The following is a 22,898-nucleotide window of genomic DNA, read 5'->3' on the forward strand; positions in this document are numbered from 1 at the left end:
CCAGCTTAATCGTTAGCTATTTGGAACTGCTGCTGGAAGTTGTCGCGCTATCGTTATCATCCGGATTGGTGATCTTGATCCGGGTAGAATCGGTCTTCTTGTGACTGTCTTCCGGTGCGTCCGTTTTGTAAAGTGATTCGGTCGACTTGTTACCATTCTTCGAGTAAAGGCTGGTGGAGTCGCCCTTCAAGCTATTCTGAAGTTTGATTTCCTTTTCAAGGCCGTCCGCGTAGTTGTACTTGGACGCGTCGACTTTCTTGAAGCCCTTCGGCGTGTAGAACCGCAACAAGTTTTTACTATTGAGGGAGTCCGATAAACTGAGCTCCTTGTTAACCTTTTTCTGGTCAGTATCAATTTGTTTCTGAATTTTATCCGTCAGCTCGACTTGTTCGCTAGTTTGGTTACTGTAAACCTTGCCGTTTAAAACGGTGTACTTCGGGGTAACGAAGTCACGGTTACGGAAAGCCACCGTTTGGTCGTGATCCTTGGAGAAGAGGTCGGTCCCAAATTGAATGTAGCGCTTGCTGGATAATCCCAGTAAGTGCAAAATCGTTGGTAAAACGTCAATTTCCCCACCGTACGTAGATTCAATTTTACCACTCTTAATTCCCGGAATGTTGACCATGAACGGCACTCGTTGAAGTTGGGCGTTGTCGTAGGACGTCCAGTCACTGGCCGATTTACCAAGAATTGGTGCTAAAGTCTCGTTTTCGCTATTGGATAGGCCGTAGTGGTCACCGTAAAGGATGATCATCGACTTGTTCAACAATCCCGACTTTTTCAAGTAGTTATAAAATTCGTGAACCGATTGATCCAAGTAGTGGGCCGTTTGGAAATAGCCGTTGATGGCGGAGTCACTAGTATCGGTCGTCTTAAAGTCCGTGTCTTCCTTATCCATGGTAAACGGGAAGTGGTTGGTAACGGTAATGTACTTCACGTAAAAAGGTTGTTGCAACCGTTCTAGGTACTGAACGGAATTTTTAAACAGCAATTTATCCTTCAACCCGTAACCAGTTGATTTGTCACCAGTTGTATCGTAGTAACTGGCATCAAAGAAGTACTGGTAACCCATGTTTTTATAGGTGTTATTCCGATTCCAGAAACTAGCAACGTTCCCGTGAAAGACGGCTGAGGAGTAGTTGGCCCGCTGGTTTAAAATGGCCGGTGCTGCTTGGAAGGTGTTATCCGACCCGAGCTGTGAAAATAACGAACCGGTCGACAGGCCGTACGTACTAGTTTCAAGCATGTTTTCAGCATCACTGGTCTTACCCTGACCCACTTGGTGGAAGAAATTCTTGAACGCGTAAGTTGACTGACTGTGATACAGCTTGTTCAAAAACGGCGTGACTTCTTTGCCGTTAATCTTTTTATCAATCAAAAACTGTTGGAAACTTTCCAAGTGAATGACGATGACGTTTTTACCCTTAGCCAAACCGTACATCTTTGCGTTCGGTGCGGCGTAGTGGGACTCCGTGAACTCCTTGACCGTGTCCAGTTCGGACTTTTTAGCACTGGCTCGCTGGTGGTTAGTTTGTTCGTCTTTAATGCCGTCATAAACGGTAAAGGCGTCTAACCCGAGGTACTTAACGATGTAGTTACGGTCGAACGTCCGCGTAAGCAACTGCGGTCGGTTGGATTCGGCCAAAGTTAGATTCAGACCGAAGCCCGCAATGGCGACCGAAGTATAAGCAAACGCGGTTCGTTTGGCGATGGGCCGCTCATCGTGTTTGATCCGGTGAAAAATGTAGAGCGCCAGAACAATCAAAATATCAGCCCAATAGATGAAGTCGTACCAATTAGTTAGTGCGAGCGACGACCCCGTCAACCCCTGATTGACTTTGGAGTAACCGGTAACCGTGCTGACGGTCATAAAGTCGGTGAACTCACGGTAGTAAATAACGTTGGCGTAAAGAATGACCGTATTAAGCGCATCAATCAGCAACAAAATATAGTAATAATAGCCGGTTTTACGAATATAGAACGCCAAGCTAAACAGAAACGCCGTGGTGGCAATTGGATTGACCAGCATTAGGAAAACTTGCAGAATATCCGAAACGCCTAGTGAAAACTCAACTAAGTACGCGAAGAGGGTTTTGGCCCAGAACAATAGCACTAGTAGCCAAAAGAACCCGATCCGCGTATCGAGGTGTTGACGGAGTTTGGTAAGCATGTTTAAAGACCTCATTTACGAGAAATTTGGATATGACCCAAAAGCAGTCATCAAATCATTTTAACATAAGTCGTGCAATCGCATTCGCCAACATTTTTAAGAATGCGTTAAATGCCGAACTTGACGCTTACCGTTAAAACCGGTAAGCTCAACCACGTCAAAGGTGGTAATGGCAGATGGAAATTAAAAAGAGTAATCAAACCGATTCGGCAGTTTACGCGGATGCCCTGATGATTCGTGAGGCCGTTTTTATCCGTGAACAGGGTATCGCTCCCCAGTTAGAGCTAGATACGGTTACCCCGGCAACCTGGCACTACGTTTTGTACGATGACCAGGCTCACGCGGTGGCGACGGCGCGGATGACGCCCAACGATGACACGACCCAACACGTTCAACGGGTGGCGACGTTAAAGACGGCCCGGGGCCACGGCTACGCGCAGGCATTACTGCAGGCGATGATGACCGATGCGCGTAAACGGCACTTCTCACGGCTCGTGCTAGGTGCCCAGGTGACCGCGCAGAGTTTTTACGCCCAACTGGGGTTTGTCCCCGAAGGTCCGGTTTTTATGGAAGCCGGTTTGCGGCACCAAGCAATGCAATACACGTTATAAAACGGCCAATAACGAGGCTGTGACAAAAGTCACAGCCTCTGTTTTATCTCCGAACAATTATTGCCGAAACGTGCGTAAAAAGTCGGCTGGTTCCGCTTAACCCCGTATGTCAAACAATCCAAGCCCAGGATTATTCACCATACGCCGTTAATGCTCACCAGCTAACCGACTTTTGGCACACTCTGGTTAACCGTTAACGAGCGAATTTGTAAGTGTAATTTTCAATTGAAACGTTTGAGTACACACCCGCAGTAAAATGGTTCTACTGTTGTGTAGGTTGAGGTGGAAGTCTAGATTCCGCTCATTCGGCAATGGGCCCCACTTTAACGTGATTGTTAGGTTGTGGTCAAATGAAAGAAATGGGGGAGAAAAGAATATGCGAACGAAATTGTTTGCAGTGTTACTAGGCCTACTGACCATCGTTACAACGGTGATGGCGTTTGGACGGGTTGCCAAAGCGGACGAAATTCCCACAATTGGGTTGACCGGTGAAGAAGCCACCGTGACCGACCGTTACGGTAACGTGGTTACGGGGACGAGTACGCTGAGTAAGTGGGAAGATTATACTGTCAAGTATAGTTGGTCAATTCGTGACGGGCAACCAATTGCCGCGGGTGACACGGCCACGGTGGCGTTACCTAGTGGGACCGTCGCACCGGTTGACTTGAGCTTTCCGTTAGTCGACAACAACGGTGAAACCGTCGGGACTTTTACGATTAAAGCGGGTCAAACTACCGGGACAATTACGTTCAACGACGCGTTAGCGCAAACCGGGACAAACCGAACCGGGTCCTTGCAGTTCTATGCCAAGGGGACTAGCGACAGTGACGTCCACTTCGATTGGACCCTTAATAAGGTCGGTTGGATCGGCAGTTATGACGCCAACGGGTTACCGTCCGAAGTTACTTGGAACGTGGCAGTCAACCCGACTGGTCAAAATCTTGGTCAAGTGGTCGTGACTGATACGCTGGGCGCCAACCAAACTTTCGTGCCCGGGTCCGTTATTGCGCAAACCGGAGCGTATAACGCTGCCGGTGAATTTGTTCAAAGCGGGACGACCGTTCCGGACGTGACGGTGAATGGTAAGCAGTTAACGTTTACCTTTACCAACGTAACAACGGCAATTAACATGGTCTATAACGTCAAGTTAGCCAACGTGCAACCCGGTTCAAATAACTGGAGCAACGCTGCTAGCATGAACGGAACAACGGTTAGCGGGAACGTAAGCTACGGTGGTTCCGGGACTGGCAGTGGCGAAAATCCCAACGAAGATGAATTGGGGAGTGTTAAGTTAACTAAGCAGGACGCGACGAACCAGACCGCCTTAAGCGGTGCGGTGTATGAGTTGCAAGATAACGCTGGTACGGTTATTCAATCTGGAATAACGACCAATGAAAAAGGGGCTATTTTTATTTCAGACCTTCAACCGGGCGATTACCAATTCGTGGAAACGAAAGCGCCGGACGGCTACGAGTTAAACTCGAAACCGATTCCGTTTACGGTCAGCGCTCAGACGATTGCTCAGGGTGAACCGATTATGCTGACGCAGGATGATGAAAAGACGCCGGTTGCACCCACGACTGGTGCCGTAACCTTGACGAAAAAGGATGCCACTAGTCAAAAAGTATTGGCGGGCGCGGTCTACGATTTACATAACGCGGCTGGCCAAACGGTTCAAAGTGGGTTAACGACGGATGCCGCCGGGCAACTAACCGTCGACAACTTAGCCCCCGGTGACTATAGTTTCATTGAAACGAAAGCGCCGGACGGTTACGAGTTAAACACAACGCCGTTAAACTTCACGATTGCAGCGGGTGCAACGGCGGCGGTCGACGTGACGGCGACCGATACCGCAACGCCAACGAAGCCGAGTGAACCGGGGACACCAAGTGAACCAGGTACGCCAACGGAACCAGGCACACCGAGTGAACCTGGGACCCCAACGGAACCGGGTTTACCAAGTGAACCGGGTGCGCCAACGGAACCAGGTTTACCAAGTGAACCGGGTACGCCAAGTGAACCAGGGACACCAAGTGAACCAGGCACGTCAACGGAACCAGGTTTGCCGAGTGAACCGGGGACCCCAACGGAACCAGGTTTACCAAGTGAACCTGGTACGTCAACGGAACCAAGTACACCGACTGAGCCCGGCACGTCAAGTGAACCTAATCCCACGGCGCCAAGTGTATCAGGCCCAGCGGCTGGTAATGCTTTACCCGCAAAACCGGGGACGGGAGTCGTTGCTGGTCAACCTGGTACAAGTGCGGGGCAACCCGCAACTGGTGCTCAGGCAGGAATGACAACGAACGGTGCAACTACCGCGGGATTGCCACAAACTAACGAAGCACCTCGCCACCCATTCGTGTTGGCCGTCGGCTTGATTTTAGCTTGGGTACTGTTAATTTTAGGTGTGCACTACTACCGGCGTTTGTCGTAGTTTTTAATGGGAATCAAAAAGAACGAATGATTGCGTTTTAAAACGCAATCACCCGTTCTTTTTTTACTGATTTTTAGGTGTTAGTCGGAACTTAGCTAACCATTTTTTAGGAAACTTCGGTGGACGGACCGCCCACGTGATCAATCCCGGTAAGGTTAGTGGGACACAGAGGTTACTTAACCCGATGCCGACAAGCCCCATGACGGCCAAAGCGCGTAAGTTCGAATCGCTCATCAGGAGCAACGGCAACAGGTAAGTTAATTCAAAAAGGGTTAGTGGCCAAACGGACTGGCCAGCAAGGTAAAAGTGGCGTAAAAGTTTGGTATCGTTAAATTGACGCAACCAGCGTCTGCGGTTGACCGTGATCAGCGTTACGGCGAGCCAGTGGAAACTTAATAGGCCAACGCCCCATAAAAAGACGGCACTGCTGAGGGGCCCGTTCTTAAACCAGTGGGTCAGGAGTAACTGGGTCCAGCCCCAACTTGCTAGGCTTAATCCGGCGAGCCCGGTCGTTAAAATAACGCTCAGGGTAAACGAACTCAGGGCTAACCAGAGGCAAACGGCTAAAATGCCAAGGCCAAGTAAGGCCCATTTGATACCGTGGGTCGCGATTAACTGGTGACGAGCCGCTTGTTGGCTGGTCACGCCACTGGTTGTGACTTGAGCATGACTTAGCGGCGTCGCTGCCAGACCATCGTTCACGACCCGTTGAACCGTGTGGAACGTTTTGAAGCTCGTGGCGCTAGTTGGCGATGAGTTTAAAGTAATGGTAAGTTGGGTCGTTAACTGGTCGCTGCTAACGTTAGTAAACAGGCTATTTTGATAGCTTGAATTAAGGTGTCCGTTAGCTGGTAAATAGAAGCTTTCGCCAATTTGGCTGTTAGCCAGCCCGGTCAAGTATGTGCTCGTTACTTTCAGCGAAGCGAGTAACGACTGCAACGCCTGGGTCGTCTTCTTTAACGACTGCCGCACTTTGTGGACTTTCCGGTCAGTCTTGCCCGCTTGTTCTGCAACCGTGTTTTGATCATCGACTAAGTCGTTAAGTAGAGTCGTCATGCGGTCGTTCAACCGGTCCAACTGGCTAAACTGACGATTGATTCGACCGGTGTGTCCTTTAACGGTGGCCGGTTCTGCCAAAGTGTCATTAAGGGTACTTAGTTGGTCAAGGAGGTCGTCGTTGGCGGTTGCTAATTTATTTAAGTGCCCGGATAATCGATCGACGGACTTCGCGTGGCGGGCCGTTGCGGCCTGCTGCAAGTTTAGCTGAGCAGTATTGAGGCGCTTTTGCAGACCGGTCACGGTGACTTGTTTGCCCGCTAGGTCGGCGTTGATCAGTGAAATCTGATTTTTAACGTAAAACGGGCTGAGCCGGTGTCCCGTTGGCTGGGTGACTGAGACAACGCGGTTCACGTTTTTAATAACTTGTAACTTGGTGGTAACGGCGTCTAACGCTTGTAAACCCGCCTGGGTCGTGACCGGTTTGGTATTATGAATCGTCACGACGATTGGGTCCGCCGCACCGTTGCCAAAGTGGGCGGTGAGCATTTGTTGTCCGAATTCGGCAGCCGTGAGTTCGGCCTGGCGCGCCGGGTGAAGGTTATCGTCCGCAAACTGGGCCTTCGCGCTTAACAACCCGGGAAGGACTAACAAGGCCGCGGCGAGACAACCCAAGATTGGTTGCCAGTGACTGAGACGGGCAAACTGCCCCCACAAGTTTTTAGGACGGGGACGCCAAGCACGGGTACCCGGCCAATAAATACTTTCACCAAGTAGGGCGGTGAAAGCGTAATTGAGGGTTGGGGTTGCGAGAGTCGTAATGACCAAGACCACGGCTAACGTCCACGCCGAAGCCAGTGACATCAGCTGAGTCCGTTCTAAAACGAGTGCGAGTAAAATGAGTGGTAATAAAACGATCAACCACCGTTTGTACTGGATTGTGAGGGTAGCCAGACTCACTTGGTCGCTCTCGGTATTCAAAACGTTTTCAGCCCAGTAATCGTGCATGAAGGACCACGTTAACAGGGTCGTGACGAGTAGGCTTAAAAGTCCAATTAAGACTACGGTGTTAACCGTGAACGGTAACCGCCAAGTAGTTTGGGCGTTGGCAATGATACTTGTCGAGGTAATTAAGACGATTACCTGGGTCAGTAAGTTAATTAGTGGAACGAGCAACGAACGGAAAATAAAGCCCAGGATCAGCAGCATGACGGCACTACCGATTAAGTAAGCACTGATGACTTGGCGGACACGTTGCTCAGTATGTTGCCGGGAAACCAGTTGTGGGCTGGTGACCGCGGTGTTGATGCCGGAAACGGCAATGGCATTATTGATTTGATTGGCAATGATTGGTAAGTTGGCGGTGCTGGTTTTGACCGCGGCCAGTGCAATCTCAGTTGAACCATCACTGGCAGTAAGCAGCTGCTTATCGTTAGTCATCATTTCACTAGTCCGCAATTGTTTGATTCCGTAATCGTCCGCCTTTAAGTTTAGGTTGTTGAGGACCCGGTGGACCTGGTATTTTTGATAACTCGTTAACTTGCCGCCCGGATTATTAAAGACCAGGGTCAACGACTGGGTGCCGTTTAGGCCGTGCCCCCAGCGTTGTTGCTGCTTATTAACGACGGTCGACTGGGTTGCTTGGCTTTCCTGACGAGTCAGTAGTGACTCCAAGTTTGGTAAAATTGCAATGCTAGCAAATACTACGATGATCCAAAAAAATACAAATAAAAACTTGGCTTTTAACAACTTTCGCATTCGACTTGACGCTCCCACTTTTGATTACTTTTATTAGGATTATCTTACCATACTATGCCGGGATTTGAGCGGTCGGTTTGGATGGACGAAACCAATCAAAGCAATTCTTTGGAGAATATGTTATTGTAAAACGCTGTCAGGTTTAGCGCGGTCAAAAATGGTTGTTAAGTCGCCATTTGGGACTAGTTAAATCAGTTAATTTATCAATACGGTTAAAACGGAGGAATGATGAAATGGATTATTCAGCGTTATTAGGACCGGATCGCTATGATCTGGCCGTTGCGTTAGCGGGGCAGTACCATTTAGACCCAAGTCAGGTCCTATTTGGTTATTTGCAGGTCGTTAGCCGGGTCACCGGGGAGCAAGCAGCCCAACAAGCCGATTTAAAAGACCCCCGGGTACGCCAAGCCATTAACACCGCGTTCGATCATTTCTTAAAGCGGCGCCATTAATTTTCCTGGTAAATGACCGGGGCGTGCCAGTTCGCCGCCATGTCCGCGGTTAAGCGGATGGTGCGTGGCTGGGACTGTTGACGCGCCATGAAAGTATAGCATTGAGCTTGCAGGTCAATTAGGCAGCGATAATGGGTGTAGTTGTGCGTACGGTTGGTTTTAGTTGCGTCGTATGGCAGACTAACTTCGGCTAACCAGGTCAACAGGGTCGTTTTAACTTGATCTGAGTGCAGTTGGGGTGTGCCCAACCGGCGAATGGCGGTATGAACGAAGCGGTCAGTAGGTAAAGGGCTGGTTGGTAATGGTCGGTGCGCGTTTAACCATTGCTTGGCTGCCATGGTGGTGGCTGGGGTAAACTGGGCTCCGGTAACGTTTAAGTAGCGATTCAGGTTGTGGACGTGTTGCGCTAAAATTGGCGTATTGGTCAGTACCCCCACCGGATTGGCCTGCGCGCTCAAGGGGGTTGCGGTGGGTTCGATCACTACGCTATGGCCCGTCGCGTCACATAAGAACCAGTGAAAGGGATAGACCTGGTCGTCACCACCCCAGAGCTTGGCGACTAGGTTGACCCGGGGCAGATCGGCAACTACGGCTGCAACCGACGTGTGTTCCCCGAGAACCCAGTTAATAAAGCCCTGGGGCGTTAAGTTCACGGCTCCCGGGCGTGTGGATGCTTGATAGTGAACCGCGTGTGGGAGGTACAACTCAGCACAGGTTAAACCGGCTTCGTTGATCCCGTCGGCCATGAGGCAACTATTAAAGTGTTGCGGCTGACGGCCACCCCCTAAAATGGCGTAACGGGTTCGCCGCGTCGTTTGTAAACCCGTGGGCCAAGCGTAGTGGCGGGGAAGAAAAATTGGCCGCCAGGGCGTCGTAGTTGGAAAATCCATCGTCCTGGCAAAGTAGGGGTGCTGTGCGGTATCCGTATAGGTCAGGCTAGTACACATGTAAAGACCTCCTTAGAGTTAAGTTCAGTATACGCCTGGTGGTCCGTCGTTGAGGTTAATAAACATTAGTAATCAGTAATCGAACAGACTCATTGTTTTCTAATTTTTAAAATCGTGCTATAATGATGTTTCAATAACTATCAAAGCGAGGTCTTCATAGTGAGTGGATATAACGTCGCGATTGTCGGTGCAACCGGTGCAGTTGGTGCACGGATGATCAAAATGGTGGAACAAACGAGTTTACCGGTCAATTCCGTTAAGCTTTTGGCATCAAGTCGTTCAGCGGGTAAGCAGCTACAATTCAACGGGAAACCTTTAACGGTTGAAGAAACGGTTCCCGAATCATTCGAAGGAATTGATTTGGCCCTCTTCTCAGCTGGTGGTTCCGTATCGAAAAAGTTTGCTCCCGAAGCCGTAAAACGGGGAGCGGTAGTTGTTGACAATACGAGTGCCTTCCGGATGGATCCTAAGATCCCACTGGTGGTTCCCGAAGTTAACCCGGAAGCGTTAAAGGCACACCACGGTATCGTGGCGAACCCGAACTGCTCAACCATCCAAATGGTGGTTGCACTCGAACCAATTCGTAAAGCCTTTGGTTTGAAGCGGGTCATTGTTTCAACTTACCAAGCTGTTAGTGGTGCCGGGAACCGGGCCCTTCAAGAATTACGGGACGAAACCCAGGCTTACTTAGACGGTAAGGATATGGAAGCCCACATCCTGCCCGTTTCTGGTGACAAAAAGCACTACCCGATCGCCTTCAACGCGTTACCACAAATTGACGTGTTTGAAGAAGACGGCTACACCCACGAAGAGTGGAAAATGATCCACGAAACCAAAAAGATCATGTTAAACGACATGGACAGTAAGGATATCAAAGTCACTGCGACCTGTGTTCGGATTCCGGTACCAGTTGCCCATTCCGAATCCATCTACTTTGAAGTTGAAGATCCTAAAGCTACGGTCAAGGACATCCAGGATGTTTTGGCCAAGGCACCCGGAATCGTTTTACAAGACGACCCGGATCACCAAATTTACCCACAAGCGCACAACGCCGAAGGTTCCCGTGACACCTTTGTTGGCCGGATTCGTCCGGACCAAGAAACGCCGCAAGCCTTCCAGATGTGGGACGTTTCCGACAACATGTTAAAGGGTGCCGCTTGGAACTCCGTACAAATTGCCGAAACCATGGAAAAGATGGGCTTATTGCACATGCAGTAATCGCCTTCAAAAGTGTCAGCGACGCGTCGCTGACACTTTTTTTGTAAAACAACGCAAGTTCGCCAAAGGTTGTTGGCGCAGATTAAACGGAACAAACCGACTTTGACACCATTGCCATAAACAGCAAAGCGTCTAAATTACTCAGTTTATTTGGAGTAATTTAGACGCTTTAAAGTTTTGGTGCCTTATTTAAGGAGGGCCAAGATAGCATGAACTAATGCAGTTGGAACCGCCTGATTTAACCCAATGTTTAAACGCTTCTGTCCGGTCGCGTACCCGGCGGTGGTGGCGGCTGTCAACAATGTTTCGGGTAAATCGACAGAAACACTGAGGCTAACGTGGACCTTATAAGCGGCAATACTAACGTAATGGCTTTCCTGCTCGTAAAACGGTAGGTTCCACTTAATTTTAGGTGTAAACGTTGGGAGTTCCGTTCGAACTTGCTGGTCGAGCGTGGTCAAGATGGTCTGCGCTTCCGGAGCGGCTTTGCACACGTAATCGGCCGTGTCCGTTACTTTATTACGACTGGGCATTGAGCGTCATCCTTTCACTTACGAAATGAGTTGCGCCGAAGTAACCAGATGGTCAGTGCACACAGACCGACCGCGATGGCGACGGTGATTTCCCAGCCAAACGGGTTTTTCATGAATGGCAGGTCGACGTTCTGGCCGAAAAATCCGAAAACAATGTTCGGCATGGTCAACACAATCGAAAAAATGGTTAGTAACCACATGGTATTGTTCAAACTGTTATCCAAAATATTGGAATAGGCGTTAGACACCCGCCCAATGATGTCGGAAGCAATGTTTGCCATTTCCAACCCCTGTTGGGCTTCGACGATGATGTCGTCTAGCCGTTCTTTTTGGGACGTGGAAAATTTAACCGGTGCAAACCGTTTTAAGGATTGTAACAGGTCGTTATTACTTTTTAGGGAAGTTAAAAAGTAAACTAACGTGGTTTCGAGATCCATTAATTGCAGGATAACGGAACGTTGAATTTGCTTTTTCATTTTAGTTTGGATATTTTGGCGTTCTTTATTAATTTGATTAATGGCGGAAAAGTATTGGCGCGAGAGTTTATAAAGCACTTCAAAAATGTAGTCAAACGGGTGCAACACGTGCTCCCAGTCGGCATCGATCTCGTCGGCAAGCATGTCCTCCACAAAGATGGTGTTATCGGTCGTAAAGGTTAGCAAGGTGTGGTCGATCAACATAAAGCTTACCTGTGCTGTATAAGTCCCCTCATCTTCGTTATTGGTGACTACGTCAAAGATAATGGTCGTAATGGCACTTTTGGAATCATATTCCAAACGGCCCCGTTCGTGTTGGTCGGTTGCGTAGCCCAACATTTCGTCGGTCACGTGTTCTGAACTGACCAATTGATGATAGTCATTATCAGTATAGTTATTAACAGCGACCCAGCGGAAATCGTCGCTTAATTCTTGTACTTTTATCATAGTTTTAACTTCCAGAAATTTAATTTACCTTCAATTTAACATGATTGCCGGACTAACGTAAAGGTAGATTTGTTTAATCAACGCCGGAATGCGGGGCTGTCACACAACGGTTGTGCGGCTAAGCCGTTCGCACCAGAGGTGGTGTTGACGGTTGAATAGGGCCAGCAGCAAGTCGTAACTCATGATCAACAAGAGCAACGAAACGCCAACTAAGTACACGTCCAGGCGATTGAGTGAAGCACTTGGCAAATCACCGAGGCGGTTAAACAGCCACAGATCGAGAAAAAGCAGCGGTAAGCCCACGAAGTATAAGCCCCCGTAATGAATCAGCAATTGTAGCGGGTTCGCACGGCGACCGCTGACGGAACGGACGCGACTGTTAAAAAGCAGTCCGCCAACCGTTTTTCCCGTCAGTACGGTCGGTAAGATGAAGAAGAGCAGGATGTCGCCAACGTATAGCCAGCGATAATCGTGGGGCAAATTTAAACCGAAGTGTTTGACCAGGATAAAGTAGGCCCCGTCAAAGGCGGCAATTAGGCCCCAGTCGACGAGCAACGCGCCAATCCGGCGCCAGTTGATCGGGTGGTGGGTCCAGTTGAGCACCGTTGAGTGGTCGGTATTGCGCCACTTAGCCGGAATGAAGACCAGTGCCCAGGCGCCAACGACACCACCGAGCGTGTTCATCAGTAGGTCATCAACGTCAAACATTCGGTAGGCCCGGGAATAGTAGCCGTAGAGTCCCGTTAATTGGGTCGTTTCAAAAAAGAGTGAGAGGGTAAAACTACTCAGGGTAATCAACCAGAGCGGCCAGTGGTGTCGCCATTTCAAGTAGGCCCCAATTGGCATGAATAACAGGACGTTAAAAAACGGTTGAAAGAAGCTCGACGATTTAAAAGCACTGAGCCAGGTACTGGAATCGTGCAGCTGAAACGGCGTTAGTAGTTTTAACTGGGATAAAAAGAAGAACGGTTGTAAGTTGTACTCCGCCCCGGTCATAGCGGCAACGGAACTGCGCGTCGGCAACGGCAAAATAATGAGTAAGTAGGCCGCAGCCAGGTACCAAATAAAGGAATAGGTGCTAACCAGGTTACGCTCCGTCAAAGTCGTTTTAAGCCGCAGCTGGCCCGCTAAAATGAGAATTGCAACCAGTAAAGTTGCTAGCGGTAATGCAAGAATGATCACGTGGACCGGTTCCAATAAAGTACTGACGACGTGACTGGAAAGTGCTAACTGATAAAGTTTGGTAATTAGTTCGTACATGACGACGCCCCTTAAATTAAGGTACAGGATTCAAGCTGAAGTTTGCTATTTTGAGCATACCATGTGTCCGGTTACTTTTAAATTAATATCATTAAATTAGGCAAATGTTAACCTTAGTGGTGGGACGAAATGTGACCCGAAGCAATTTAATTATCAACGATAATGACGCAAAATTAATGATTTATGTCGTTCCACCGGGTGAATCAAATTATCGTGTTAGAATGATTTGTTTAATATTAGTAAATAATATATATGCTTGTCTGGAATAACATGGTTAATGAATTAAAGGAGTTTTTTACGCATGTGGGTTATTAACGTAATGAATGATTTTGTGATTGGTTATCCAATTTTGGTAGCGGCGATTTGGATCATCGGGTGTTTGTATTTTGGGCGCCTACAACGATCTGAGCACCGTCCCGAATTAACGACGCAAACTTCGCCGTTAGTCTCGATATTGGTACCAGCACATAATGAGGAGGACACGCTGAAGGGGGCCGTTGCGTCGATTGCGGCGTTACACTATCACCATTTTGAAGTGATTTTGATTGATGACAAGAGTGACGATCAAACGTTAGCAATGATGTACGCGTTGCAGAAAACTTACCGGGCTAAGTTTACGATCAAGGTTGTCCCAATTGACGTTAACCAGGGGAAGGCTAACGCGCTTAATCAGGGACTAAAAGTTGCCAAGGGTGAATACGTGCTTGGAATTGACTCGGATTCGATCTTGGACTACCAATCGTTAACCGAACTCGTCGAAACGCTAAACAGTGACCAACGGATCGGCGCGGTGGCGGGCAAGCCCGTTGTCCGTAATCGCACGACTATTTTGGGACGATTACAGCTATTGGAGTACATTGGCGTGATCGACATTATTAAAAAAGCCCAGGCGTTCTTAGCTGGACGGATCACGACCGTTTCGGGTGTGATCGTTGCGTTTCGGCGGGAAGCCCTAGACGCAGTCGGTGGGTGGAACGCGGCCGTGATGACTGAAGATATTGACATTACCTGGCGGATGTACCGGCACGGCTGGCAAGTTCGTTACGAACCACGGGCGATTTGTTGGATCTTAGTGCCGGAGTCCATTCGTAACCTGGTTAAACAACGGCAACGCTGGTCGCGTGGTGGCCTGGAAGTATTGGCTAGTAACCGTGACGTCCTGTTACACGGTTCTTTGAGCAAACGGGCGCTGCTATCCGAAACGATTATTAGTAATTTGTGGGCGATCTGTACCGCGTTAAGCCTAATTTCATGGGTGTTAAACTTGATTTTTGTGCACACCGTTCAGTTGGATGGGGATATTTTACTCATTTTATTGATCATTAGTTTCACTCAATTTGGGATTGGCTTCCGTGCTTCACAAGACGCAGCTTATTTACAGTGGCGTGATTTCTTATTAGTGCCCATCTATATTTTATACTACTGGATGATCAACCTGGTAAGTTGTATCGCCGCCGCGGTTTCGTTTGTCTTGGACCCGGACCGTATCGGGACCTGGACTAGTCCGGATCGGGGGTTGAAATAATGACACCAGCACCAAAACGGCACTACGTTATTCGAAAAAAAACGAGCCGGCCACGAACCCTTGGGCGCGTCATCATGCTGGTCGCGCTATGGTTTTTCGTGGCGTTCGTTATCGTTGTTAACTTAAGTTTTATTTTTCACGTTTACAGTGATTCGTTAGTTAGTTTTTATTTGTTATTAAACCTTGATTACAAGTTGTACGGCATTGTGCTCGGTATTATCGCGTTAGTTTCACTGGCGGTCGGTTTGTACGCAGCAATGCGCTTAAAAAAGTTACGGGGGCGGACGCACAGTGAAGAGAAGTAGTCGGAAATTATTAATTTGGGCCGTCGCGGTTCTGATCGTTGTTGGTATGGGGTTTACGGTTCAGAAAAATTTTGAATTTAACCGTGAAAAAGACACCAACTACGCCTTACCGGCCGATGATGCCAAAACTAAAAACGGGATTATTATCTTTTGTTACCACCGAATTCTTAAGAACACGGCCGGAGTGGACGTTTCCCGGGTACTGTCCAGTAATTCACAACTCCACGACTTTGACGTGCCGGCTGACCAGTTTGCCCAGCAAATGACCTACCTGCATAAACATCACATCAAGGTGATTTCTAGTGCGACCATGGCTAAAATGAAAGCCAGTCACCAACCAATTAAGGGGCGCTACGCGGTATTGACCTTCGACGATATTGATCGAACCATGATTGATAACGCCTTACCCGTTATGAAAAAGTACCACCTGCCTTTTACCACTTTCATCATCACTGGCAATACCGGTCGTTACCGTGAAGGGACGCAACTAGCTAGTTGGGACGAGATTAAAGCGGCTAAGCAAAGTGCTGGTAGCTTGATGACGTTGGGCTTACACACCCACGACATGCACTACCTAACCAAAAAGTTCACGCCAATTTTTGACCAACCTAAGGAGTACCACCGGTTCACCCAAGATTTTGCCATCAGCAAACGGGAACTAAAACAGCACATGGGGGTCAACGCAGAAATGTTTGCCTATCCTTACGGGAGTGGCCCAAACCGGATCAACCGGTTCCTCAGTCGGCAGCACTTGACCTCCGGAATTGCGACCCTGAACGTTGGGATCGTTACTGATCAGACCAGTATGAACCAGCTTCCGCGGATGATCATCAACCATGACAGTTGGCCCAGCATTCGGGATTGGCTCAGCAAATAATATTTTTTTGATAAGAGTTACTGCTACTAAACGCAGTCGTAACTCTTTTTTTATTAATCAAAATAATTAATCAACGGCGCCATTATGAGCCCTGCTTTGACGGGGTGTTGTTAATTGTCCCGCGGTAGTGTCTTAGGTAAAACTGCAAGGTAAAAAAGTTCGGTACCGGTCCCTGACAAAAATGGTGCGAAACTGCGATTTGACGGGAGTGCAACGCCGCGTTGCGGGAACTAAATTACGGGTGCAACCAATTGGTGCGTCCGTTAGTATTTCATTTTAAGTGGGGGAGCGGTACAGTGAAAATCGAAGTCGGACAAAAAATAAAGGAACAGCGTGGACAACGAGCCTGGTCGCAGCAGGAACTCGCGGAGCAACTGAACGTGACCCGCCAAACTGTTTCTAAGTGGGAGTTAGGTAAAAGTTACCCGGACTTAGAAGGTTTAGTGGCACTGACGCAACTGTTTGAGGTCTCAGCCGACTGCTTATTGGGACTGACCGTGACGGTTTCCAAGTGTTCGTGGTTTAGCGTGCTGTTCCGGCGAGGGAGTCGGGATACAATGGGAGAAGATAAAATCAATAAACCGGTCAAATGGTACGCGGGTGGTCAGGATCGGGCGAAAGTCGCCACGGCAATCATGATGGACCTCGTGGCGCATTTGAATACGACCACTGAAAAGCCGTTCCGGGAACTGGTCGGACAATATTACAGTGAACTGATCCGTCAGCAGTCGGGGTCGAATATTTACGTGTTTGACCGGATGGGACTGGATTTTTCGAAGTGTTTACGCCAGAACGGGATCAAACTGTCACCGGAAAATTCGGCGCGGGTCGATAAATTATTGCAATTAAACTATATTCGTTATATGTAGATGAATAAACAGAGTGGGCCAAAAGTCGGTTAGCTGTTAAGCGGAGCCCGCTGACTTTTGAAACCCGTTTTGATAATAATTATTCGGGAATAAAAATAAAACTCACGTGGAATCAGCAAGCAGCTGGTCACACGTGAGTTTATTTAGTCAGTAGGTTTTTGACGTTCGTAGTGTTCGACCATTACTAAAAACCGGTTGATCACGGCCAGTTCGTCCGGTTTAAACTCGGTATGGAGCTGGTCGATCAGCTGCTGGTTACGGACTTGGTGCATTAAGTCGTGCTGGTGCGCCAGAGTCCGACCGGCCGGGGTTAGCTGGTAAAAGCGTTTTTTGCGGTCGTCCGGTCGTTTAAAGGTGGTGACCAAGTTTTGGTCCACCAATTTTTTAGCGGCCCGGGTCACACCACCCCGGGTCACGCCAAGGGCTTCTGCCAGGTCGATCCCGGTCTGGGGGGCGGATTGCAACGCCGATAACAAATGTAGACCGACGATCGAGATCGCGGGAAGCTTGACACTGAGCACCGGATCGGTCACGTGAGCCCGCAACCACTTTTGTTCGATGGTCGTGGCGGCCCGCGCTTTGCGGATCGCGCCGATCGTGTCTAAAATTTGTTGTTCTGCTGACGTTGTCATTAGTCGTACCTCCCAGTGTTGATTCCATTATACCGAATCTAGAAGGTGGTGGCGAGTTTCGCGGCGGTTTTGGCCGCTTGGGCGGTCGTGGCGGCCCGTTTTTCCGGAAAACGGTCGAGTCCCTCGACGAAGATCGTCTGGTAATCTTGAACCCCGTAAAGGGCCATCATATCGTGCAAGTACGGTTCGCCGTACTCCTTCTGGTTATGCTGACCGTTAGTGGCGTGGTAAAAGCCGCCGGTCGCTTGGATGTGGAGGACTTTTTTGTTAGTTAATAGGCCAACGGGACCGTGTTCGGTGTATTTAAACGTTTTGCGGGCGACCGCGGTCAGGTCCAGGTACTGCTTAAGCTCGGCGGGTAAGAAATGGTTATACATCGGGTTGACGAAAACGACCTTATCGGCGGTCAGAAATTCGTCCAGCCAAGCCGCGTGTTGCGCCAGGAGCTGTTGTTCGGCGGGGGTTAGCGCCTGCCCGTATTTCTGCTTGCGCCAGGCTTCGAAAGTGGTGTCGTTCAATGGCGGAACGCCGTCTTGATATAAATCGCGCACGATGACCGTGTCGTCGGGATGGCTGGTTTGGTAGGCCGTCTTAAAACGGTTAGCCACCGTTAACGAAGCGCTGGGCGCGGTGGTATGCGGATGTGCTAGGATCATTAATAATTTGGTTGTCATAATATCGATCTCCCTTTTTGTTGATAAGCAACATTATGTACCGCTTGTTGTTGACTGTCAACAAAAATGTTTAAACAAAATACCCTGAACTGAACTAGGCCCGTCAAATTGACCGGTGAGATGAGCTAGACTAAAGGTTAAAATTTAAATAACGGTAGACCATTCAGGCACTCGGAATTGTTTGCGACTCAGTTTTTGAGTTGATTCCGGGCTTTGAAATCGGCTCTGAAGTGTGCCCACAGTAATCAAACCGCGCAAAAATGAATAACAATGAATAGCACACCGTTTTTTAACTAAAATCATCTAAAAATTATAGTTTCATTATCCTGTGATGATGCTTGCGGAACCTGCTGATTTATGATTGAATAGGCGTAAAATTATTAAAGGGTGATGAGAAAATGTTAATGGATGGACATACGCACACCGAATTATGCCCACACGGGAGCGGGGAAGCGACCGAAAAAATGGTTCAACGGGCGATTCAACTAGGCCTGCAACGTTACTGTATAACCGAGCACGCACCGTTGCCACCGGCGTTGCAGACGGAATTGGCAGGGAGCCCGGAAGGTTATAGTGAAGCGTCGTTACGAGTGGACCAAGTCGCGGAATACTTACAGTTGGCCGGTGAGTTGAAACGACGTTACGCGGCTCAAATTGATATTTCAGTTGGGTTTGAAGTGGATTATTTACCGGGGTACGAGGACTGGACCCGGCGTTTTTTAAACCAGTACGGACCACAGACGCAGGAGAATATTTTATCAGTGCACTTTATGCGTGGCGCGCGGGAAAAGTTCTGGTGCGTGGATTTAAGTCCCACTGATTTTCAGGCTGGATTTGGGCAGTGGTTGGCGACCCCACAACGGTTGTTTGAACAGTATTACCGGACTATTAGGGCTTCGGTTCAAGCTGATCTGGGGGCGTTTGCCCCGCAGCGGATCGGCCACATGAGTTTGGTGCGTAAGTATCAGGACTACTTTGGTTTGACGGAACCGTTAGACACCGCAAATCTGACACTAGTGGACCAGACGTTAGGGCTGATCCATCAGCAGCACTGCCAGCTAGATTTAAATTTGGCCGGTTTGTATAAACCCTATTGCAATGATTTTTATCCGGGAAGTCAAATTTTGGAACGGGCACAAAGACTTGGTATTCCGCTAGTTTATGGTTCTGACGCCCACGATATTGCGAGTGTCGGGCGGGGGATGCATCTCATAAAAAAATTAATTAACGGTTGACAAGCCGTCGTTGACTCACTACAATGAGTTTTAAATTAAATAGCTAATTAAATTTTAATAAACGGTTGCGATTAGAAAAAGTAATTAACCATCCCTCCATCCAGAGAGTCCGGGTAGCTGCGAACCGGGCGGACATGGTTAACGAATCACATCTATGAACTGCTGGGGTGAACGGGTATCATTAGCCTCAGCCGAATTGGTTTCGTTATCCAAGTTGACTTTGTTCAACATGAGGTCGGTAGTGTGAGCTACCGGCGAAATAAGGTGGAACCACGTGTAAACGTCCTTTTAGCAAATTTGCTAAGGGGGCGTTTTTTTAATCCAATCATTAACTGTCAAGGAGGCGTTAGCATGTTACAACACTTATTACCATTGGGGACCCGGGATGAATTCGGTAACCGGGCCCAAACTAAGCAACAACTAATTTCGGTGATCCAGGCTCATTTTAAGCAGCGGGGGCTAGCGCCAATTGCAACCCCGTTATTAGAAAACGAAGCGGTGTTTGATCCGTACCAGATGGGAAACTACCAGTTGTACCGTTTACTCGGTAACGAGGGCCAGACCTTAGTTTTACGACCGGATCTGACTTTGCCGATTGCCCGTTTCATCAGCGCAACCAAGGTCCCGCTTCCTCAGAAGTTTAGTTACGTGGGCGACATTTTTCGGGTGAGTCGCCAACTTTCCGGGTCGTATAACCAAATCACCCAGGCCGGGGTTGAACTCATCGGTTACGCCTCACTGAAAGCGGAACTGGAATGTTTAACGATTGCCCAACAGCTGAGCGCCGAAGTGATCGAAGATGCCGTGGAAATTGAACTGGGGGACGCGCAGTTTGCGCAGCGGGTCGTCGCTAGTTTAACGGACGCGCCGCAAACGCAGCGGGCAATTCTAACCGCCCTGTTCAACAAACGGGTTCCGCAGTACCAAGCACTGATTGCGGCCTATCAGGATCAGGACCTGTACCCGTTTTTACGGGAGTGGCCCCGGTTATTTGGGCAACCGGAAGACGTTTTACAGCGGTTAGCCGCTGCACCGTTACCCGCCACGGTCCAACCGAGCGTGACCCGGCTGACGCGGGTAGTGAACTGGATGCGCCGGACCATGCCGGATCAGGCGGTGTCACTCGACCTTAGTAGTCAAGCTCCCCAAAAGTATTACACCGGTTTGACGTTTCGGGGGTATTCCCAAGCGGGCGCTGGTTACCTATTTAGCGGTGGCCGTTACGACCAGCTGTTAGCCAATTTTCAGGCCGACCCGGAGCCGGCCGTGGGCATGGGCATCAACGTTGACCTACTCACGAGCTTAGCGACGGCGCAACGGTCCCCACAGACCCAACAGTTAATTTATTTTGAGCCTGAGCAGTGGAATCAAGCCGAAGCTTATTTAGCCAAGCAGCCATACGCCAGTTTAAGTTTGGCACCAAACATTGTGGCGGCTAAGCAGGAGACCCAGCGAATCGGGGCAACGTTAGTAGATTTAACGGGAGGTGGCGCCAATGCCTAAAGAACGGATAAAAATTGCGTTAACGAAGGGCCGGGTCGAACAGCAAGTGATCCCTTTACTGGAAGCAGCCGGTATTGATTGTTCCTTGGTCCGGAATAAAAAACGCCGCTTGATCTTTGACTCAACGAGCCAGCCGTACGAGTTCATCCTCGCCAAGGGTCCGGATGTGACGACGTTTTTGGAACGCGGTGCCGCCGACATTGGCATCGTTGGGAGCGACATTTTGACGGAACATCAGAGCACCCAGTACGAATTACTAGATCTGGGAGTCGGGGAGTGTCAGTTCGTGTTAGCTTCCACCAGTGACTTTGACCCCCGGGCGCCGCGCCGTAAAATTATCGGCACAAAGTACCCGTTGATCACCCAGCGTTACTTTGATCAGCTGGGTCAAGACGTCGAGATCATTAAAATTGAAGGTTCGGTCGAACTGGCCCCGTTGACCGGGTTGGCCGACGCCATCGTGGACATTACCGAAACCGGAACGACGCTACGCGAAAATCACTTACAAATTTATGATTATTTACAGCCGGTTTCCACACGCCTAGTCGTGAACCGGTTAGCGTTAAAACAGCACCAGCAAGCCATTTATGAGTTAGTTGACCGTTTGGCGGCCGTGGTTTCGTCCCCATCATCAAAGGAGTCTGTAAAATGAAAATTATTAATGAAGATTTAGCCAGTTTAAAAAAGTTAGTCCAAACCAAAACGCAGCAGTTGACCGATTTAAAAGTAGAAGCGACCGTCCGTAACATCATCACCGACGTGATTCAAAACGGTGACGCGGCGTTACGTAAATATGAAGAAAACTTTGACGGCGTCACGCTTGACCAGATTAAACTGTCACCATCAGTTATTGATGAAGCCTACGCTAAGCTTGATCCCAAGGTCAAAGACGCGTTGTTGCTGGCCAAGCGCAACATTACCAGTTTTCACGAAAAAGAACGGGCGACCGGCTTTATGGACGCCGAGCAACCCGGAGTGTTACGGGGCCAAAAGCTTTTACCGTTGAAGCGGGTTGGCCTCTACGTTCCCGGGGGTACCGCGGCTTACCCGTCGACGTTATTGATGAGTGCGTTACCCGCCAAGATTGCCGGGGTTAACGAAGTGGTCATGGTAACGCCCCCACAAAAGGACGGTATCAACCCGGCCGTGTTAGCCGCTGCTAAGATTGCCGGCGTCGACGCCATTTACCAAGTAGGTGGGGCCCAGGCAATCGCCGCCTTGGCGTACGGAACGGAATCCGTGCCCGCGGTTGATAAGATCATCGGTCCCGGGAACGTCTTCGTGGCGACCGCTAAGAAGCAGGTCTTTGGTCAGGTGGCCATTGACATGGTGGCCGGACCGTCTGAAATCGGCATTATTGCCGATGATAGCGCCGATCCCCGTCAGCTGGCTGCCGATTTACTGAGTCAGGCGGAACACGACCGCCGTGCGCGGCCCATCCTGATTACGGACAGTTTAAAGCTCGCTCAGGCTGTTAGTGCCAACGTTACGTCACAGTTAGAGGTGTTACCACGGACGGCAATTGCGACCGCCGCGGTTAACGAAAAGGGCTTTATTGCCGTGGTTCAGCGGGTTGAAGACATGTTTGAGTTGATGAATACGGTGGCGCCGGAACACTTGGAAATTCAACTGCGTGAACCGACCCAGTACCTAAATCTCATTCGTAACGCTGGTTCCGTGTTTCTTGGCAAGTACGCTTCCGAACCGCTTGGGGACTACGTGGCGGGTCCTAACCACATTTTACCAACGAGTGGGACGGCCCGGTTCTCCTCACCACTGGGCGTTTACGACTTTGTTAAACGGACGTCGTTTATTCAATACACTAAGGCCGCGCTTGCTAAGGAGGCCCCGGCCATTACCACGTTAGCCCGTGTAGAGGGGCTGGAAGGTCACGCCCGGGCGATCGAGTCCCGGTTTGACACCTATTACGATTAAAAGGTTAGTTTGAGCATTAGTCGCGTGATTTTAAAGGG

The 22,898-nt window shown here is 49.3% G+C and carries 20 protein-coding genes and 1 other annotated feature; of the genes, 12 read left to right on the forward strand and 8 right to left on the reverse strand.

What is annotated here, in order from left to right:
* Nucleotides 1-16: 16 nt before the first annotated feature.
* Nucleotides 17-2,170, reverse strand: a complete 2,154-nt coding sequence (locus D1831_RS01930; RefSeq protein WP_125071125.1) for an LTA synthase family protein — start codon at nt 2,168-2,170, stop codon at nt 17-19.
* Nucleotides 2,171-2,346: 176 nt separating this feature from the next.
* Between D1831_RS01930 and D1831_RS01935 the strand changes: the two genes are divergently transcribed.
* The gene (locus D1831_RS01935; protein ID WP_125071127.1) at nt 2,347-2,781 is read left to right on the forward strand and encodes a GNAT family N-acetyltransferase; all 435 of its coding nucleotides are present in this window, start codon (nt 2,347-2,349) and stop codon (nt 2,779-2,781) included.
* A 376-nt stretch (nt 2,782-3,157) separates the two neighbouring features.
* Complete coding sequence (locus tag D1831_RS01940) at nt 3,158-5,218, forward strand: MSCRAMM family protein (RefSeq protein WP_158610631.1); 2,061 nt, start codon at nt 3,158-3,160, stop codon at nt 5,216-5,218.
* 63 nt (nt 5,219-5,281) lie between these two features.
* Here D1831_RS01940 and D1831_RS01945 read toward each other — a convergent pair whose 3' ends face one another.
* On the reverse strand, nt 5,282-7,972 hold the full coding sequence (locus D1831_RS01945) for an MMPL family transporter (RefSeq protein WP_125071131.1): 2,691 nt from the start codon (nt 7,970-7,972) through the stop codon (nt 5,282-5,284).
* 233 nt (nt 7,973-8,205) lie between these two features.
* Here D1831_RS01945 and D1831_RS01950 point away from each other — a divergent pair, with 233 nt between their 5' ends.
* A complete protein-coding gene (locus D1831_RS01950; protein WP_125071133.1) occupies nt 8,206-8,424 on the forward strand; it encodes a hypothetical protein in 219 nt (72 codons plus the stop codon).
* Here the strand turns inward: D1831_RS01950 and D1831_RS01955 are convergent.
* The gene (locus D1831_RS01955) at nt 8,421-9,371 is read right to left on the reverse strand and encodes a linear amide C-N hydrolase (RefSeq protein WP_125071135.1); all 951 of its coding nucleotides are present in this window, start codon (nt 9,369-9,371) and stop codon (nt 8,421-8,423) included. The two genes, D1831_RS01950 and D1831_RS01955, sit on opposite strands and share 4 nt — an antisense overlap.
* Before the next feature lie 159 nt (nt 9,372-9,530).
* Between D1831_RS01955 and D1831_RS01960 the strand changes: the two genes are divergently transcribed.
* Nucleotides 9,531-10,589, forward strand: a complete 1,059-nt coding sequence (locus D1831_RS01960; RefSeq protein ID WP_125071137.1) for an aspartate-semialdehyde dehydrogenase — start codon at nt 9,531-9,533, stop codon at nt 10,587-10,589.
* Nucleotides 10,590-10,774: 185 nt separating this feature from the next.
* On the opposite strand, the gene D1831_RS01965 is transcribed toward D1831_RS01960, so the two are convergent.
* From D1831_RS01965 to D1831_RS01975, 3 genes are all read right to left on the reverse strand, one after another.
* Nucleotides 10,775-11,122: a DUF1801 domain-containing protein gene (locus D1831_RS01965; RefSeq protein WP_125071139.1), complete on the reverse strand. Its 348-nt coding sequence runs from the start codon at nt 11,120-11,122 to the stop codon at nt 10,775-10,777.
* A 14-nt stretch (nt 11,123-11,136) separates the two neighbouring features.
* Nucleotides 11,137-12,045, reverse strand: a complete 909-nt coding sequence (locus D1831_RS01970) for a magnesium transporter CorA family protein (RefSeq protein ID WP_125071141.1) — start codon at nt 12,043-12,045, stop codon at nt 11,137-11,139.
* 99 nt (nt 12,046-12,144) lie between these two features.
* Nucleotides 12,145-13,305, reverse strand: a complete 1,161-nt coding sequence (locus D1831_RS01975; RefSeq protein ID WP_125071143.1) for a VanZ family protein — start codon at nt 13,303-13,305, stop codon at nt 12,145-12,147.
* A 301-nt stretch (nt 13,306-13,606) separates the two neighbouring features.
* Between D1831_RS01975 and D1831_RS01980 the strand changes: the two genes are divergently transcribed.
* The 4 genes from D1831_RS01980 (at nt 13,607) to D1831_RS01995 (ending at nt 16,881) form a co-directional block, all read left to right on the forward strand.
* Nucleotides 13,607-14,830, forward strand: coding sequence for a glycosyltransferase family 2 protein (locus D1831_RS01980; protein WP_318531878.1), 1,224 nt, complete (start codon nt 13,607-13,609; stop codon nt 14,828-14,830).
* Entirely contained in the window at nt 14,830-15,135 is a 306-nt protein-coding gene (locus tag D1831_RS01985; RefSeq protein WP_125071145.1) for a hypothetical protein, read from the forward strand. The genes D1831_RS01980 and D1831_RS01985 overlap by 1 nt, the downstream gene beginning before the upstream one ends.
* The gene (locus tag D1831_RS01990; RefSeq protein ID WP_125071147.1) at nt 15,122-16,012 is read left to right on the forward strand and encodes a polysaccharide deacetylase family protein; all 891 of its coding nucleotides are present in this window, start codon (nt 15,122-15,124) and stop codon (nt 16,010-16,012) included. Before D1831_RS01985 ends, D1831_RS01990 begins: the two co-directional genes overlap by 14 nt.
* A gap of 296 nt (nt 16,013-16,308) precedes the next feature.
* Nucleotides 16,309-16,881: a helix-turn-helix domain-containing protein gene (locus tag D1831_RS01995; RefSeq protein WP_125071149.1), complete on the forward strand. Its 573-nt coding sequence runs from the start codon at nt 16,309-16,311 to the stop codon at nt 16,879-16,881.
* A 143-nt stretch (nt 16,882-17,024) separates the two neighbouring features.
* Here D1831_RS01995 and D1831_RS02000 read toward each other — a convergent pair whose 3' ends face one another.
* Together D1831_RS02000 and D1831_RS02005 are read right to left on the reverse strand one after the other, a co-directional pair.
* Entirely contained in the window at nt 17,025-17,513 is a 489-nt protein-coding gene (locus tag D1831_RS02000; RefSeq protein WP_125071151.1) for a MarR family winged helix-turn-helix transcriptional regulator, read from the reverse strand.
* A gap of 38 nt (nt 17,514-17,551) precedes the next feature.
* Nucleotides 17,552-18,187 (reverse strand): FMN-dependent NADH-azoreductase, encoded by a 636-nt coding sequence (locus D1831_RS02005; RefSeq protein WP_125071153.1) that lies wholly within the window; start codon nt 18,185-18,187, stop codon nt 17,552-17,554.
* A 398-nt stretch (nt 18,188-18,585) separates the two neighbouring features.
* Here D1831_RS02005 and hisJ point away from each other — a divergent pair, with 398 nt between their 5' ends.
* The 4 genes from hisJ (at nt 18,586) to hisD (ending at nt 22,860) form a co-directional block, all read left to right on the forward strand.
* The gene (gene hisJ / locus D1831_RS02010) at nt 18,586-19,422 is read left to right on the forward strand and encodes a histidinol-phosphatase HisJ (RefSeq protein ID WP_125071155.1); all 837 of its coding nucleotides are present in this window, start codon (nt 18,586-18,588) and stop codon (nt 19,420-19,422) included.
* Between the two features lie 58 nt (nt 19,423-19,480).
* Nucleotides 19,481-19,713, forward strand: a binding site (T-box leader).
* 60 nt (nt 19,714-19,773) lie between these two features.
* Entirely contained in the window at nt 19,774-20,925 is a 1,152-nt protein-coding gene (locus tag D1831_RS02015) for an ATP phosphoribosyltransferase regulatory subunit (protein ID WP_125071157.1), read from the forward strand.
* The gene (gene hisG, locus D1831_RS02020) at nt 20,918-21,577 is read left to right on the forward strand and encodes an ATP phosphoribosyltransferase (RefSeq protein ID WP_125071159.1); all 660 of its coding nucleotides are present in this window, start codon (nt 20,918-20,920) and stop codon (nt 21,575-21,577) included. The genes D1831_RS02015 and hisG overlap by 8 nt, the downstream gene beginning before the upstream one ends.
* A complete protein-coding gene (hisD, locus tag D1831_RS02025; protein ID WP_125071161.1) occupies nt 21,574-22,860 on the forward strand; it encodes a histidinol dehydrogenase in 1,287 nt (428 codons plus the stop codon). Before hisG ends, hisD begins: the two co-directional genes overlap by 4 nt.
* Nucleotides 22,861-22,898: the final 38 nt, after the last annotated feature.

The sequence above is a fragment of the Lactiplantibacillus garii genome (genome assembly GCF_003885105.1).
GTDB classification, from domain to species: Bacteria; Bacillota; Bacilli; order Lactobacillales; family Lactobacillaceae; genus Lactiplantibacillus; species Lactiplantibacillus garii.